Raw genomic sequence first — 15,077 nt, 5'->3', positions numbered from 1 at the left:
GTAACCGTTGCGGCTATTGCCGTCCGTTTTAGTGTTTTAGTGCTAATTGCTTGATTAACGATTGAATGATGTTGTCTTGAGTCATGTAACTTCCCATGTGAAATACTCACATGAAGGATATCGGATTAAAGGAAGTTACATAAAATTATTTACAGGCTCTAATTTGTTAATGCCAATTGAGCGATATAACCAGAACGACTTTTGCCAGCTTCTTTTGCTTTGGCATCAATCCTAGCCAGTATGCGTTTAGGCAATGTTATATTAACTCTTTCGATATGATCATCAAATAAGTCTGGATTAATCTCTACGATAGCCCATATCCAGTCTTTATAATCAGGATCATCCTTATATTTATCAATAGAACTAGCTTTCGGAACTACTTCACCATTATCCAAGGCTTCCTCAATCCACAACTCTATTGCCTCTTTGGCATTTTCAATTGCCTCATTCACACCTTCATCAGCGGCCGAAAAACACCCTGGCAAATCAGGAACCACTACGCCCCAAGCCGTGTGCTCATCACCGGGTTCAATAACAATAGGATATTTCATTCTTTAACTCCTTTTATTTCAGACCTGCCTGTTTAAGCAATTTATTAACGATGCCTTTACCCAAATCTTTTTTAGGGTGCGGAACGCTAATATGGCCAGGCAATGTTGGGTGACGGAAAACATGATGCGAGCCCCGTACATTCCTAAGCTGCCAGCCATTTGCCTCAAGGTGTTTGATAAGGTCTTTGCTATTCATGGTGTGTATTATACACATAAAATAAATTCAATACAAATAAGGTTTAGCCTTATGTGTCTTTTCTAAGCGCCGCCTTGGAACTTAAAATGGCAGCAGTTTCATCTTTTAAAAGAAGAAATATCACCCACAAAAGATTAGCAACAGTGTCAAGCGATACCCCCTCTAAATTAATACAGCTCAACTGTAGAAGTTTCCTTACCATTAATTTATAGTTAGGCGTTTTACGATGAGAAAACGCAAGAGTGAAGAACAGTTCAGAGAGGCTCTAGCGGCATAAAGTGAGCAGAAAGTGCTTGGTCATTAAAGCCTTTTCTTAAACGACTCTGCCACTAGGTAAATTTGCGTCAGTTTATTGATTTAATAAGCTTTATCCTTATAAACGTAGTATAATTCTCTTTTGCGCCAGGAGAGATTCATGCGTTTACTTCAAAAAGCGTTGACCTTTGATGATGTATTATTGGTTCCAGCGTATTCAAATGTGTTACCCCGTGACACGTCTTTAAAAACTCAACTCACTCGTAATATTAGCTTAAACATTCCCTTAGTTTCCGCGGCCATGGATACCGTGACCGAAGCTCGTCTAGCCATTGCCATGGCACAAGAGGGTGGTATCGGTATTATTCATAAAAATATGTCGGCCGATGCGCAGGCAATTGAGGTGGCTCGTGTTAAGCGTCATGAGTTTGGTATTGTGGTTAATCCATACACTCTCACGCCTGATATGACGGTGCGTGATGCGATTGCTTTACAAAAGGAACACGGTATTTCCGGTTTGCCCGTGGTTGAGGGTAAAAAGGTAGTCGGCATCGTGACGAATCGCGATACTCGATTTGAGGATCGTCTAGACGCTAAAATCAGTGAGGTGATGACACCTCAGGATCGTTTAGTGACGATGCTTGAGGGCGGTACGCTTGAAGAAGCGCAAGCCTTGATGCATAAGCATCGTTTAGAGCGAGTTTTGATTGTTAACGAGGCCTTTGAATTACGCGGTCTTGCGACGGTCAAAGATATTTATAAAAGCACTGAAAATCCTAATGCTTGTAAGGATGAGCTCGGACAGCTTCGAGTCGGTGCGGCGGTTGGTGTTGGTGAGGGCACTGAGGAGCGTATCGAGAAGTTAGTCGCTGCCGGTGTGGATGTGATTATTATCGATACTGCACATGGTCATTCCCAAGGTGTTATCGAACGTGTCCGGTGGGTTAAGGAAAATTATCCGCAAGTCGAGGTTATCGGTGGTAATATCGCCACCGGCGAAGCGGCTTTAGCCTTAGTTGAAGCGGGAGCTGATGGGGTTAAGGTTGGTATCGGTCCAGGCTCGATTTGTACCACTCGTGTTATTGCCGGTGTGGGTGTGCCTCAGATTACGGCCATTTCGAATGTTGCTAAAGCACTTGAGGGTATCGGTGTGCCTTTAATTGCCGATGGCGGTATTCGCTACTCTGGTGATGTGGCTAAAGCCCTTGCGGCTGGTGCTTCAACCTGCATGATGGGTGGTATGTTTGCCGGTACTGAAGAGGCACCGGGTGAGGTAATTCTATTCCAAGGTCGTAGCTATAAGTCATACCGTGGTATGGGTAGTTTAGGGGCAATGGAAAAAGGCTCGGCTGATCGCTATTTCCAAGACCCAGCCAATAACGCTGATAAATTGGTACCAGAGGGTATTGAAGGGCGCGTACCTTATAAGGGTAGCGTGTTAGCCATTATCTACCAGTTAATCGGTGGTATTCGTGCATCCATGGGTTATTGTGGTTGCGCAACCATTGAGGATATGCACACTAAATCTCAGTTTGTCGAAATCACCGCCGCGGGTGTGCGTGAGTCACATGTGCACGATGTACAAATTGTGAAAGAAGCGCCTAACTATCGTGCTGACTAATCTTGTCCTTTTGTGGAAATAATCATGATGCATCAAAAGATTTTAATTCTTGATTTTGGCTCACCTCTCACTCAATTGATTGCGCGCCGTGTTCGTAAGGCGGGTGTGCTTAGTGAGGTTTTTCCCGCAGATGTGGATGAGAGCTTCTTGCGTGAACAAATCAATCAGCAGGGTGTCAAGGGGATTATTTTATCCGGCGCTAACCCTGACGATGTGACGACTGCGCAGGGAGTGACTCTATCGCCATTCGTATTTTTAGCAGATGTACCTGTACTCGCTATTGGTCACGGTATGCACGTGATGGCAAAGCAACTGGGCGGTGAAGTGGCTGCCGTTGAAGAGCAGCGCTTCAGTCAGGTGCGTGTTAACACGAAGGGTAATAGTCCTTTATTTGCCACCTTATCTGACGGTCGTTCGGCTGAAGGCTTAAATCAGTTAGATGTTTGGATGAGTGAAGGTACTCAGCTTACTGAGCTACCTGCCGGCTTTACGGTGATTGCAACTGCTAAAAACTGCCAAATAGCCGCTATCGCAGATGAGCTGCGTGGCTTTTATGGGTTACAGTTCCATCCGGAAGTTAGCAATACCAAGCAGGGTGAGGCTTTACTACGTCGCTTTGTGCTTGATATTTGCGAATGTGATGGTGATTGGACAATGGCCTCTTATGCCGAGGAAATGATCGATCGTATCCGTGAAGAGGTAGGTGACGAGCAGGTCCTGTTAGCCCTATCAGGTGGGGTGGATTCTTCAGTGGCGGCGGTTTTAATTCATCGCGCTATCGGTTCTCAACTGACATGCGTGTTTGTAGACCACGGGATGTTGCGCCTCTTCGAAGCGAAGCAGGTGATGGATGTGATGCGTGAGCACTTGGGCTTAAATATCATTCATATTAATGCGGTTGAGCGCTTTATGAATGAGCTCCAAGGGGTAACTGATCCAGAGCAGAAGCGTAAGATTATCGGTCGTGAGTTCGTCGAAATCTTCCAAGAAGAAGCGGCGAAAATGCCCAATGCTAAATGGCTTGCCCAAGGCACGATTTATCCTGATGTGATTGAATCGCTTGCCGGTAAGCACGGTGTTGCGGTGAAGTCTCACCATAATGTCGGCGGCTTGCCAGACACTTTAAGCATGAAGCTTTTAGAGCCACTACGTGAGTTGTTCAAAGATGAGGTTCGTGAGCTTGGTGTTGCCTTAGGTCTACCTGAGAAAATGGTTTATCGCCATCCATTCCCAGGTCCTGGTTTGGGCGTACGTATCCTAGGCGAAGTGAATCAGGATTATGCGGATATTTTACGTCGTGCTGATGCAATTTTTGTTGAGGAACTGCGGAACGCAATTGACGCTGAAACGGGTAAAAATTGGTACGATCTGACCTCGCAGGCCTTTGCCGTATTCCTACCAGTGAAATCGGTGGGGGTGAGTGAGGGTACTCGAGTGTATGACTATGTGGTGGCATTGCGTGCGATTCAAACCAATGACTTTATGAATGCACGTTGGGCACCTTTACCATATGAGTTGCTTGCACATATCTCAGACCGCATTATTAATGAGGTGCGTGGTATTAGTCGAGTGGTTTATGATATCTCAGGTAAACCACCAGCAACGATTGAATGGGAATAGTTACTCGCTCAACTAAAACTCCTTAGTATGACTCGCAACGATTCAGAGTGTTTCACGCTTTGATCGAAGTAATTGACGGTAAATCAAAAACGGATGTGATGTTTTTGTTTTACCGTCTTTTTTATGATGTTAAGGCATACAGCAGCACGCCCTCATTATTTTAATTCATGGCGACCACTTCTAACCACCAAACTAATGCCACGAGTGTGCTCAGTAGTACCGGTGGGGTGATGATAAGGCCGATTTTCATGTATTGGCCCCAGCTGATACGATAGCCTTTTTGCGCTAATATATGTAGCCACAGTAGGGTAGCTAAACTGCCAATCGGTGTGAATTTAGGTCCTAAATCATTGCCGATGATATTGGCATAAATCATTAACTCCTTGGTGCTTGCAGCGATATTTGCCTGTTCGATTGCTAAAGCGCCGACGAGGGTAGAGGGGAGGTTATTGACAATTGAGGCAAAGATGGCACTCAGAAAACCCGTGCCGATGGTGGCAATAAAGTCACCTTGGCCTGCGAGCCATTGCAAAGCCATTGCCCCATAGTTGCCTAGCCCCGCATTACTTAGCCCGTACACCACTAAATACATGGCGAGTGAGAACCACACGATTTGCCATGGCGCATATTTTAAGACCTGACCGAGGAGAATGGCCGCATCCTGGCCACGGTTCCAGCAGCGACCAGCAATGATAATTAATAATAGGGCGGCGCTACCTGTGACGAGAGAAATGGGCACATTAAGGGGGCCGGTAATAAAATAGGCAAGTAATAGCAAGGTCAAAATAGGAAAGCTCGCTTTAAAAAGCAAGGGATCGCGAATTGCTGAACTGGGTACGTCCAGCGTTGCCACATCATAGCGTTTGGGGATATCCTTTCTAAAAACAATCCACAGCACGCCTAAGGTAGCGGCTAAGGAAGCAAGATTGACTGGCACCATGACTATTGCGTATTGAGCAAAGCTGAGACCGAAGAAATTGGCGCTGACAATATTGACTAGATTGGAAATCACGAGTGGTAGGCTCGTGCTATCCGCCACAAAACCCGTGGCGATAATAAAAGCAAAGGCGGCCTTAGGGGAAAATTTCATTTGCAGCAAAATAGCGATCACAATGGGTGTGAGTAGTAGCACCGCACCGTCATTAGCGAAAAATGCAGTCACCACCGCACCAAGCAAAATTATCAATGGAAATAGTTGATGTCCACGACCATTACCCCAACGTGCTATATATAAGGCAGCCCAGGCAAAAAAGCCAGCTGCGTCTAAGATAAGGGAAATAATTATCAGTGCGACGAAGGTTAGGGTTGCATCCCACACAATTTGCCACACCACAGCCACATCAGACCATTCAACCACGCCTAGCATAAGTGCAAGTATCGCACCCCCGCCGGCACTCCAGCCGATGCTCAAGCCTTTAGGTTGCCAGATAACAAGACTCAGGGTGAGGATAAAAATCAGTAGCGCAAGCATAACAAAAGCGGTGGGTAGTAGATAAAATAAGTGCGTAGCCTTAATTAATTCAGCTTAAGGCTGGCTTCCTGTCCCGGCTGCCTGCTCGCCTTAGTCACTTCCTGTTGTAATCGTGACTTGGCCTCAGCCAATAAGCGAATGACTTTAATGTGTTGCCACAGGGCTTTAGCTTCAGGATAATGGGTTGACATCATGGCGAGCCATTGTTTATAGCGTCCGAGTAGGCGTGATTCGGTGGTCTTCGGACCATAGAGTAGCGCTCGGCCATCTAGAAAGCGTAGCTGCATCTGCACCAAATCAAACCAGCTAAATAGGTGACTGTCCGAATCTTGACGTATGCAATGTGTGATGTCGGGCGTGGTGACGGCAGCACGACCAATCATTAAATCCTTGCAACTCGATTCGGATTGACATTGCTTGGCATCGGCATTATTCCAAATTTCACCATTGGCAATTACATTAATTTTAAGTGCCTCACGGATAGGACGTACCTGGTCCCAAAAAGCAGGGGGTTTGTAGCCTTCAGCCTTAGTTCTTGCATGCACGGTAAGCCAGGCAGCGCCAGCATCCTCAATGGCATGGGCATTGTCCAAGGTAAAATTACGATCCATATAACCCAGACGCATTTTGGCGGAGACTGGCACCTCCGCTGGAACGGCCTCACGCACGGCTTTCACCAGTTGATAAATGGTTTCAGGCTCATCTAAGAGCACTGAGCCGCCACGATGTCGATTAACGGTTTTGGCGGGGCAGCCAAAATTCATATCAATGGCGGGCGCACCTAATTCGACCGCTCGATAGGCATTGGCAGCTAGCATATCTGGGTTATTGCCCAATAGCTGTACGTGTACGGGGGTGCCAGCCGCTGTTTTGCCGCCATTTGCTAATTCTGGGCAAGCCAGATAAAACGTGCTTTTAGGTAATAAGCTGTCGGTGATGCGTATAAACTCTGTCACGCACCAGTCAAAAGCGCCTGTCGCACTGAGTAAATCACGCATTAATGGATCGGTTAAGCCCTCCATCGGGGCAAGAACAAGTTTCACCATTGAGGAAAAATCAAAACCCTTATGTTTGAAGCTGTTAGTATAGCTAAGTTAATAGCCAATCATTGTTTTTCAAAACAAAGCGACACAAATAGTAGGAGTAAGGATTATGCCACTACAAGCGGTATTTATCGACATTATAAGGGGCAGTTGTATCAGGTTTTTCGCGTAGTAAAGCACAGTGAAACAGAAGAGGACTTAGTCTATTACCAATGCTTATATGGTGACTATTCCTATTGGGTGCGACCATTGGCGATGTTTACTGAGGAAGTACGTGATACCGAGGGGCGCAGGGTACCTCGTTTTGCATTAATTAAAGCGCTCTAAGCATTGCTAGTTGTGGAACTTAAGTGCTCACAAGGCAAAACGCGGAGCCCCTCTATCCCTTAACAGTTAATTACTGAGTAGCAGGGAGTGGCAAGACCTGCAGCCCGAAACAATGGTTTGACTTTAAAACAACCAGGTGTTTGGCTGATTAATGACTTTATTATCCACAAACAACACCATGCCTTTCACGATACGAATCACGTACCATACGGCGGTTAAGAAGGCAAGCAGGATACCGATAAAAATGAAGCTTAAGATAAAACTGATAAAGCTATATAAAATAAAGATCCAAAAGGTACGGATTAAGTAGGTGATGTGACTTTCATAGCGTGTGTTCTGATATTCATCACGCTTGAGGTAAGCCATCACCACACCAGCTAAGGTGACAAGACCGCCAGTTAAAATGCCGACGGCAAAGATAATATAAGTGATCAGCAAATAGTTTTTTTGCTTTTCAGTGACTTGCTTGTAATTAGTTAATTCGTGTGTAAAGTCTTGCATTGTTGATTTTCAGTAAAAAGCGCAAATGCTCTTATCCACATTTGCGCAACAAGTCTGTTTATTTTTTCATCATGTCAAAGAATTCGGCATTATTTTTGGTTTCTTTGATTTTGCCTAAAATAAACTCCATGGCCTCAACCTCATCCATATCATGGATGAATTTACGCAGAATCCATACCTTTTGTAAATCTTCTGGCTTCATCAATAGCTCTTCGCGACGGGTGCCGGATTTGTTTAAATTAATGGCCGGGTAAAGACGTCGCTCCGCTAAGCGGCGCTCTAGATGTACCTCGCAGTTACCGGTACCCTTAAACTCCTCATAAATCACGTCATCCATGCGACTACCGGTTTCAATCAAGGCGGTACCGATAATGGTTAAAGAACCACCTTCTTCGACATTACGCGCGGCACCGAAAAAGCGTTTAGGACGGTGTAGGGCATTTGCATCCATACCACCGGTAAGTACCTTGCCGGAGGCAGGAATCACCGTGTTATAAGCACGTGCTAAGCGAGTAATGGAGTCTAAAAGAATAATCACATCCTTTTTTAGTTCGACTAGACGCTTAGCCTTTTCAATTACCATTTCTGCTACTTGTACGTGACGTGTGGCAGGCTCATCAAAGGTGGAAGCCACCACTTCACCGCGCACCGTTCTTTGCATCTCGGTGACTTCCTCTGGACGCTCATCCACTAACAAGACGATTAAGGTAGCATCAGGGTAGTTGGTGGTAATAGAATGTGCAATATGCTGCATCATCACGGTTTTACCAGATTTTGGTGGGGCAACAATGAGTGCTCGCTGACCCTTGCCAAGCGGCGCAAAAATATCCAAAATACGACCCGTGTTGTTTTCTTCACTGCGAATATCACGCTCTAAAATCAGTGGCTCATCAGGATGCAGGGGCGTCAAGTTTTCAAACATCATGCGATGCTTAACACGCTCCGGTGCAACACCGTTTACCTTTTCTACCTTGACCAGGGCAAAGTAACGCTCATTGTCCTTGGGCACGCGCACCTCACCCTCAACGGAGTCACCGGTGTGAAGATTAAAACGGCGAATTTGTGAGGGTGAAATATAAATATCGTCTGTATTGGCTAGGTAGGAAGTCTCTGGAGAGCGTAAAAAGCCGAAACCGTCTGGCAAAATCTCTAACACGCCATCTCCGAAGATTTGCTCACCAGCTTTAGCGCGCTTTTTCATAATCGCAAACATGAGTTCTTGCTTGCGAAAACGGTTAGCATTATCAATATCTAATTGTTGAGCCAGTTCCAGTAACTCGGTGACGTGTAAAGACTTTAGTTCGTTTAAATGCATTGTTTTGATATGTTAATGAGTTAATTCAATTGGCAGCCGAGTGAATTCGGCTGCGCGCAGTGTAATAAGGTCAAAAAATAAAGGATTAGAGGGCCTGCTCAATCAAACTGGCAAGTTGTTGCTTATTGGCGGCGCCAACTTGTGTTGCCAGCTCCTGACCGGCTTTAAAGGTTTTTAAGGTAGGAATACTACGGATGCCGAAACGGGCGGCGACCTGAGGGTGCTCCTGTACGTCAACCTTGACGATGCGCACTTGCTCGGCATAATCCTGCGCTAGCTCATCTAATACCGGCGCAATTTGTCGACAAGGACCGCACCAAGGAGCCCAGAAATCAACTAATACAGGTACTACGGATTCTAAAACATCAGCATCAAAGCTTGCGTCTGTGGCATGAATGATATTGCTCATAATTTATACTCTTTAATCTATGTTGACAGCACACGTCACGTTATGCAGCTGAGGCACTAGCGACGAAGCCGTCATGCTATATATAGCAAATCCTGTCCACCTAAAGAAGACAAGGGAGTGTCTACAAATGGGAGTCTAATTTGGTCTGCGAAATGATTGAGACCATAGAATAATGCTTATTACAATCTGAAGACTCACGCGAGGTGAGAAAAGCATTTATTATTTAATGTGGTTAGAATAACATTAAAATCTGCACAATGTTGCTGAATGGGTGCAGATGCCCCACAAATTTCTCATATAGACTATAAAATGTCTTATTTTTACACTTTCAATCAATTCATCAGTTAAGCGGTATGTCCCAACAACAAAGCTACGAAGAAAGCTCGATTCAGATACTTAAAGGCTTGGAGCCAGTGCGCGAGCGCCCGGGCATGTACACCCGTACAGAGTCACCGTTGCATATTATCCAAGAGGTTATCGATAATGCGGCGGATGAGGCCTTGGCAGGCGTTTGCCAGCATATTACCGTCACCTTGCATCAGGATCAGAGTGTGAGCGTCGAGGATGATGGCCGCGGCATTCCCGTGGGCTGGCACAAAGAAGAAAATGCACCGGTGGTGGAAATTGTGTTTACTCGGCTCCATGCGGGCGGTAAATTCAATAAGGATAGTAATTCAGCCTATGCTTTCTCAGGTGGCTTGCATGGTGTGGGCGTATCAGTGACGAATGCGCTGTCCAAACGTTTGGAGGTGGTGGTCACCCGTGGCGGTGAGCAGCACCAATTAGTTTTTGCCGACGGCGGTCATGTGGCTGAGCCTTTAAAAGTGATTGGCAAAGCACCCGCGCGTAAATCGGGCACCTTCGTGCGTGTGTGGCCTGATGCTAAGTATTTTGATAGCCCGACGATTCCAGTGGCCGATTTGCAACGTTTATTACGCAGTAAGGCAGTGTTATTACCGGGTGTTTCGATTACTCTGATCAATGAGAAAAATGGGCAAAGCCTCAATTGGTGCTATAGCGACGGTTTACGTGGTTATCTTGAAGAGGAATTGGCTGGGGATGAGTTATTAATCCCGATGTTTGAGGGTAAGCAGTTTGCCGCTGCGGATGATGAAAGTTTTGCTGAGGGCGAGGGCTGTGAGTGGCTTGTGGCCTGGACCATTGAGGGGGCAGTAGCGCGCGAGTCTTATGTTAATCTGATTCCTACCCTAAGCGGTGGTACCCATGAGGCGGGTCTGCGCGAGGGTTTATTTAATGCACTGAAGACCTTTATTGAACTACACAATTTATTGCCAAAGGGTGTGCGTTTATTAGCAGAGGATTTATTTGCGCGAGCGAGTTTTGTGTTATCGGTGCGTATGCTGGATCCGCAGTTTCAGGGCCAAACCAAGGAACGTCTAAATAGTCGTGATGCGGTGCGTTTAGTCAGTAATTACGTCAAAAGTGCCTTTGAATTATGGTTGAATAGCAACGTCGACTGGGGGCGTTCACTGGCAGAAATGGTGATTCGTCAGGCGCAGGCACGTACTCGTTCAGCCAAAAAGGTGGAAAAGCGTAAGAGCTCTGGCGTTGCGGTGCTACCCGGTAAATTAACCGATTGTGAGTCCGATGATCCAACTCGCACGGAGGTGTTTTTAGTGGAAGGGGATTCCGCTGGTGGTTCTGCTAAAATGGGTCGCGACAAAGAGTTTCAGGCGATTTTACCATTGCGTGGTAAGGTACTAAATGCCTGGGAAGTGGATCGAGATCGCTTATTTGCGAATAAAGAGATTCATGATATTTCAGTGGCGATTGGTGTTGATCCGCATGGCCCCAAGGAATCGGTTGATTTATCGGGTTTACGTTATCGTCGTATTTGCATTTTGTCGGATGCGGATGTGGACGGTTCTCATATTCAAGTGCTGTTGTTGACCTTATTCTATCGTCATTTTCCTAAACTGGTGGAAAATGGCTTTGTTTACGTGGCGCAGCCGCCTTTATTCCGTGTTGACGCACCGGCACAAGCAAAGCGTCCAGCGCGTAAAATTTATTGTTTAGATGAACGTGAATTAGACTCAACGGTGGATAAATTAATCAATCTTGAGGGTTATAAAGAGGCAAGTCTTAGCATCAGTCGCTTTAAAGGTCTGGGTGAAATGAGTCCGGAGCAGCTTTGGGAAACCACGATGAATCCAGATACACGCCGTTTACTGCCAGTAAATTATGGCGAATTTAGCCCTGAAGACACCATGAAAATGTTTGATATGTTGATGTCTCGCGGTGAGGCGCAGCAGCGTCGCGCTTGGTTAGAGGAAAAGGGCAATCTTGCCGACCTTGATATTTAAACTGAATTAAAGTATTCAATGACAGAGCAAAACAATTTATTTGATATGCCCGAAGAAGAGGGCGTGACGCTTGGTTTATATGCTGAAAAAGCTTATTTAGACTATGCTGTTTCAGTGGTCAAAGGGCGTGCTTTACCAGATGTGAGTGATGGTCAAAAGCCGGTACAGAGACGTATTCTATATGCCATGAATGCGATGGGGCTTAAGAATCATGCCAAGCCGGTCAAATCTGCACGTGTGGTTGGTGATGTACTGGGTAAGTATCACCCACACGGCGATCAGGCAGCTTATGATGCCATGGTACGGATGGCACAAAGTTTTACCTTGCGTTATCCACTGGTTGATGGACAGGGTAATTTTGGTTCCCGTGACGGTGATGGTGCGGCCGCTATGCGTTATACCGAGGCACGGCTCACGCCAATGGCTGAGCTGCTGTTAGAGGAGTTAGGCGAGGGCACGGTCGATTTTATTCCTAACTATGATGGCAGCGAAAAGGAGCCCGTACTGTTGCCAGCACGCTTACCGATGATGCTCTTAAATGGTGCCTCTGGTATTGCGGTGGGGATGGCGACGGAGATTCCTTCGCATAATTTACGTGAAATCGCAGCTGCTTGTGTGGCCTTATTGAAAAAGCCCAACATGGTAATTGAGGAGTTACTGAGCTTTGTGCCCGGGCCTGATTTTGCAAATGGTGCGCAAATTATTACCGCTGCTGAGGAAATTGCCGAGATCTATAAAAGTGGTCGTGGTTCGATTAAAGTACGTGCCCGTTGGGAGTTTGAGGAGTTGGCTCGTGGTCAATGGCAGTTAGTGGTTACAGAGCTGCCGCCTAATACCAGCGCTCAAAAAATTCTTGAAGAGATTGAGGAGATCTCTAATCCGCGCGTGCGCACGGGTCGTAAGGCACTGACCTCGGAGCAGCAACAGGCTCGCTCTGCTATGTTGTCGTTATTAGATTCGGTGCGTGATGAATCGGGTAAGGACGCAGCGGTACGTCTTGTGTTTGAGCCTAAAACGTCCAAGGTCAGTCGTGAGGACTTTGTTAATCAGCTATTAGCTAAAACCAGTATGGAGGGTAATGCTAGCATTAACCTAGTCTGTATTGGGATTGATGGGCGGCCACGTCAACGCAATTTATTGGAAATTTTAACGGAATGGTTGCAATTCCGTACCACCACTGTAACGCGTCGAACCCAATATCGTTTGGACAAAGTCAGCGATCGTATCCATGTGTTGGAAGGTCGTATGGTGGTTTATCTTAATGTGGATGAGGTTATTGCCACCATTCGTGAGTCCGATGAACCACGACCTGCCTTGATGAATCGTTTTAATCTGAGTGAGCGTCAGGCCGAAGATATTTTAGAAATGCGCCTGCGTCAATTAGCCCGTTTGGAAGGCTTTAAAATTGAGCAGGAATTAGAGGAAAAACGCAAAGAACAAGCGGAATTACAGCATCTCTTAGCAAATCCGGCAGCCATGCGCAAAATGATGATTAAGGAAATTGAAGCGGATGCCAAGAAATACGGCGATGAACGTCGTACCATCATTCAAGAAGCCGAAAAAGCCGTTTTGGAGATTAAGGTGGCTGATGAGCCAGTGACGGTCGTTATTTCGCAAAAGGGCTGGATTCGTTCACGTCAACATCATGGACACGATCCGCAGCAATTTAATTTTAAAGCCGGTGATAAGCTCTACGATACCTTTGAAGTACGTACCGTGGATCAGCTGATTGCGCTTTCTAATGTGGGCCGAGCTTATACGGTTGAGGTAGCGGATTTGCCGTCGGCACGTGGTGACGGGCAACCGATCACCGCCATGGTAGATAGTGAGTCTAATACGAAAATTAACCATTTTATTGCAGCAGATAAGGCGCAACAGCTATTGTTGGTGCAAGAGCATGGGGTCGGTTTTATAACAACGATAGAGGATATGGTGAGTCGTCAAAAAGCGGGTAAGCAGTTTGTGACGCTTGAAACGCCACTATTAAAGCCCTTGTTCGTTAAGCCAGACGATCGCTATCTCGCCTTATTGAGTAAAAAAGGTCGTTTTTTAATCATTGCTTTGTCGGAAGTAAAAAAATTAGCAGGCGGTGGTTTAGGGACAATCTTAATCGGTCTCGACGATGATGATAAGCTAAGTCAGATCGTAGCCTTTGGTGAAAATGGCTTAGCCGTGAGCGGCACTTATCGTCGTAAAGCAAGTACAGACGTTTTAAGTTTAAATGAGCTGGAAGTATATATAGCTAAGCGTGCACGCAAGGGTCGTGCCTTAGATGTGAGGCTTAAGGATATTAGCTTAAGTCGTGCGCCTGAGGGTGGCACGAATGAAGCAAGCGAATAAGTACAGCTTGCCTAATCAGACAAAAGGAATGTCATGTCATATAAAGTGGAAGTGATGCCGAGTGGGCATCAGTTTACGGTAAAAGAAGGTCAAATTATTTTAGATGCCGCCTTAGATGCGGGTGTGATTTTACCTTATAGCTGTCGTAGCGGTTCGTGTATCAGTTGTAAGGGTAAGGTAGTGGCAGGTGATTATGACCCGGGTATTGGAACCGAGCAGATGATGTCGCCTGATGAAATGGCTGAGGGCTATACTCTGTTTTGTCAGACGACGGCACAATCCGATTTAGTGATAGAAAGTCTAGAGGTGCGCTTAGAAACCGATATCATTACTCGTAAAATGCCCGCGCGTGTGCTTAAAATGGACAGGCTCAATGATGATGTGATGTTGGTACAGTTGCAAATGCCTTCAACTGAGCCTTTTCGTTATTATGCCGGTCAGTATTTAGATTTTATCTTTAAAGATAATGTGCGCCGTTCCTATTCGATTGCGGTGGCACCCGAAGAGGGTAAAGTGCTGGAGCTGCATATACGTCATATGCCAGGTGGTATGTTTACGGATCGTCTGTTTGGGGTGGGCGAGCGACCGATTAAAGAGCGTGAGATTCTGCGGATTGAGGGACCTTTGGGCACCTTCTTTTTGCGTGAGGACTCGGATAAGCCAATGATTTTTGTGGCTAGTGGTACCGGTTTTTCTCCAATCAAGGCGCTCATGGAGGATATTATCGCCAAAGACATCCAACGACCTATTACCTTTTATTGGGGTGGTCGTCGACCTAAGGACTTGTATATGAATGCTTTGGTCGAGCAATGGGCTGCGGATTTGCCGTTTTTTAATTATATTCCGGTGGTATCGGATGCCTTGCCAGAGGATCAGTGGCAGGGTCGTACTGGTTTTGTACATCAAGCCGTCTTAGATGATGTTGAGGATTTATCTGGCTATCAGGTGTATGCCTGTGGGGCGCCGATTGTGGTTGAAAGCGCACGTAAAAGCTTCATCAATGAAAAGGGACTACCTGAAACGGAGTTCTTTGCCGATGCCTTTACTTCGGCTAAAGACGGGGCTTAAGGTCTCTCTATGTCAGGATAGTTGTCACCCTCTAAA

At 46.1% G+C, this 15,077-nt stretch carries 13 protein-coding genes; 6 read left to right on the top strand and 7 right to left on the bottom strand.

Features of this window, described 5'->3' with window-relative positions:
* Window positions 1-158 precede the first annotated feature (158 nt).
* Both HMPREF3179_RS02250 and HMPREF3179_RS11810 read right to left on the bottom strand, forming a co-directional pair.
* On the bottom strand, window positions 159-551 hold the full coding sequence (locus tag HMPREF3179_RS02250) for a type II toxin-antitoxin system HicB family antitoxin (RefSeq protein WP_018025986.1): 393 nt from the start codon (window positions 549-551) through the stop codon (window positions 159-161).
* Between the two features lie 13 nt (window positions 552-564).
* Window positions 565-747: a type II toxin-antitoxin system HicA family toxin gene (locus HMPREF3179_RS11810; RefSeq protein ID WP_026156779.1), complete on the bottom strand. Its 183-nt coding sequence runs from the start codon at window positions 745-747 to the stop codon at window positions 565-567.
* 415 nt (window positions 748-1,162) lie between these two features.
* Here HMPREF3179_RS11810 and guaB point away from each other — a divergent pair, with 415 nt between their 5' ends.
* The gene (gene guaB, locus HMPREF3179_RS02245) at window positions 1,163-2,623 is read left to right on the top strand and encodes an IMP dehydrogenase (protein WP_070469540.1); all 1,461 of its coding nucleotides are present in this window, start codon (window positions 1,163-1,165) and stop codon (window positions 2,621-2,623) included.
* Between the two features lie 27 nt (window positions 2,624-2,650).
* Window positions 2,651-4,243: a glutamine-hydrolyzing GMP synthase gene (gene guaA, locus HMPREF3179_RS02240; protein WP_070469545.1), complete on the top strand. Its 1,593-nt coding sequence runs from the start codon at window positions 2,651-2,653 to the stop codon at window positions 4,241-4,243.
* 160 nt (window positions 4,244-4,403) lie between these two features.
* Here guaA and HMPREF3179_RS02235 read toward each other — a convergent pair whose 3' ends face one another.
* Entirely contained in the window at window positions 4,404-5,714 is a 1,311-nt protein-coding gene (locus HMPREF3179_RS02235) for an arsenic transporter (protein WP_070469538.1), read from the bottom strand.
* A gap of 44 nt (window positions 5,715-5,758) precedes the next feature.
* Complete coding sequence (locus HMPREF3179_RS02230) at window positions 5,759-6,760, bottom strand: tRNA dihydrouridine synthase (protein WP_197050876.1); 1,002 nt, start codon at window positions 6,758-6,760, stop codon at window positions 5,759-5,761.
* Window positions 6,761-6,781: 21 nt separating this feature from the next.
* Here HMPREF3179_RS02230 and HMPREF3179_RS02225 point away from each other — a divergent pair, with 21 nt between their 5' ends.
* Window positions 6,782-7,084, top strand: coding sequence for a DUF1653 domain-containing protein (locus HMPREF3179_RS02225; RefSeq protein ID WP_371441414.1), 303 nt, complete (start codon window positions 6,782-6,784; stop codon window positions 7,082-7,084).
* Between the two features lie 123 nt (window positions 7,085-7,207).
* On the opposite strand, the gene HMPREF3179_RS02220 is transcribed toward HMPREF3179_RS02225, so the two are convergent.
* From HMPREF3179_RS02220 to trxA, 3 genes are all read right to left on the bottom strand, one after another.
* The gene (locus HMPREF3179_RS02220; RefSeq protein WP_018025993.1) at window positions 7,208-7,585 is read right to left on the bottom strand and encodes a DUF4870 family protein; all 378 of its coding nucleotides are present in this window, start codon (window positions 7,583-7,585) and stop codon (window positions 7,208-7,210) included.
* Window positions 7,586-7,643: 58 nt separating this feature from the next.
* Complete coding sequence (gene rho, locus HMPREF3179_RS02215) at window positions 7,644-8,900, bottom strand: transcription termination factor Rho (RefSeq protein ID WP_018025994.1); 1,257 nt, start codon at window positions 8,898-8,900, stop codon at window positions 7,644-7,646.
* Between the two features lie 85 nt (window positions 8,901-8,985).
* Window positions 8,986-9,309, bottom strand: coding sequence for a thioredoxin (gene trxA / locus HMPREF3179_RS02210; RefSeq protein WP_018025995.1), 324 nt, complete (start codon window positions 9,307-9,309; stop codon window positions 8,986-8,988).
* A 353-nt stretch (window positions 9,310-9,662) separates the two neighbouring features.
* Here trxA and parE point away from each other — a divergent pair, with 353 nt between their 5' ends.
* Genes parE through HMPREF3179_RS02195 form a run of 3 tightly spaced genes read left to right on the top strand, consistent with a single transcriptional unit; the run spans window position 9,663 to window position 15,041 of the window.
* The gene (parE, locus tag HMPREF3179_RS02205) at window positions 9,663-11,633 is read left to right on the top strand and encodes a DNA topoisomerase IV subunit B (protein ID WP_070469536.1); all 1,971 of its coding nucleotides are present in this window, start codon (window positions 9,663-9,665) and stop codon (window positions 11,631-11,633) included.
* Between the two features lie 18 nt (window positions 11,634-11,651).
* A complete protein-coding gene (gene parC, locus HMPREF3179_RS02200) occupies window positions 11,652-13,973 on the top strand; it encodes a DNA topoisomerase IV subunit A (RefSeq protein ID WP_070469533.1) in 2,322 nt (773 codons plus the stop codon).
* Between the two features lie 33 nt (window positions 13,974-14,006).
* Window positions 14,007-15,041, top strand: coding sequence for a CDP-6-deoxy-delta-3,4-glucoseen reductase (locus HMPREF3179_RS02195; protein ID WP_070469531.1), 1,035 nt, complete (start codon window positions 14,007-14,009; stop codon window positions 15,039-15,041).
* Window positions 15,042-15,077: the final 36 nt, after the last annotated feature.

The sequence above is a fragment of the Oligella sp. HMSC09E12 genome (genome assembly GCF_001808505.1).
Classification (GTDB): Bacteria; Pseudomonadota; Gammaproteobacteria; order Burkholderiales; family Burkholderiaceae_B; genus Oligella; species Oligella urethralis.
This window is presented reverse-complemented; position numbering and strand designations above follow the sequence as displayed.

Bases quoted from the DNA above. Each gene is read 5' to 3' on its own strand.
- guaA (WP_070469545.1), top strand. From the start codon at position 2,651: ATGCATCAAAAGATTTTAATTCTTGATTTTGGCTCACCTCTCACTCAA.
- rho (WP_018025994.1), bottom strand. From the start codon at position 8,900: ATGCATTTAAACGAACTAAAGTCTTTACACGTCACCGAGTTACTGGAA.
- guaB (WP_070469540.1), top strand. From the start codon at position 1,163: ATGCGTTTACTTCAAAAAGCGTTGACCTTTGATGATGTATTATTGGTT.
- HMPREF3179_RS02230 (WP_197050876.1), bottom strand. From the start codon at position 6,760: ATGGTGAAACTTGTTCTTGCCCCGATGGAGGGCTTAACCGATCCATTA.
- HMPREF3179_RS02225 (WP_371441414.1), top strand. From the start codon at position 6,782: ATGTTTGAAGCTGTTAGTATAGCTAAGTTAATAGCCAATCATTGTTTT.
- HMPREF3179_RS02195 (WP_070469531.1), top strand. From the start codon at position 14,007: ATGTCATATAAAGTGGAAGTGATGCCGAGTGGGCATCAGTTTACGGTA.
- parE (WP_070469536.1), top strand. From the start codon at position 9,663: ATGTCCCAACAACAAAGCTACGAAGAAAGCTCGATTCAGATACTTAAA.
- parC (WP_070469533.1), top strand. From the start codon at position 11,652: ATGACAGAGCAAAACAATTTATTTGATATGCCCGAAGAAGAGGGCGTG.
- HMPREF3179_RS02235 (WP_070469538.1), bottom strand. From the start codon at position 5,714: ATGCTTGCGCTACTGATTTTTATCCTCACCCTGAGTCTTGTTATCTGG.
- HMPREF3179_RS02250 (WP_018025986.1), bottom strand. From the start codon at position 551: ATGAAATATCCTATTGTTATTGAACCCGGTGATGAGCACACGGCTTGG.
- HMPREF3179_RS02220 (WP_018025993.1), bottom strand. From the start codon at position 7,585: ATGCAAGACTTTACACACGAATTAACTAATTACAAGCAAGTCACTGAA.
- HMPREF3179_RS11810 (WP_026156779.1), bottom strand. From the start codon at position 747: ATGAATAGCAAAGACCTTATCAAACACCTTGAGGCAAATGGCTGGCAG.
- trxA (WP_018025995.1), bottom strand. From the start codon at position 9,309: ATGAGCAATATCATTCATGCCACAGACGCAAGCTTTGATGCTGATGTT.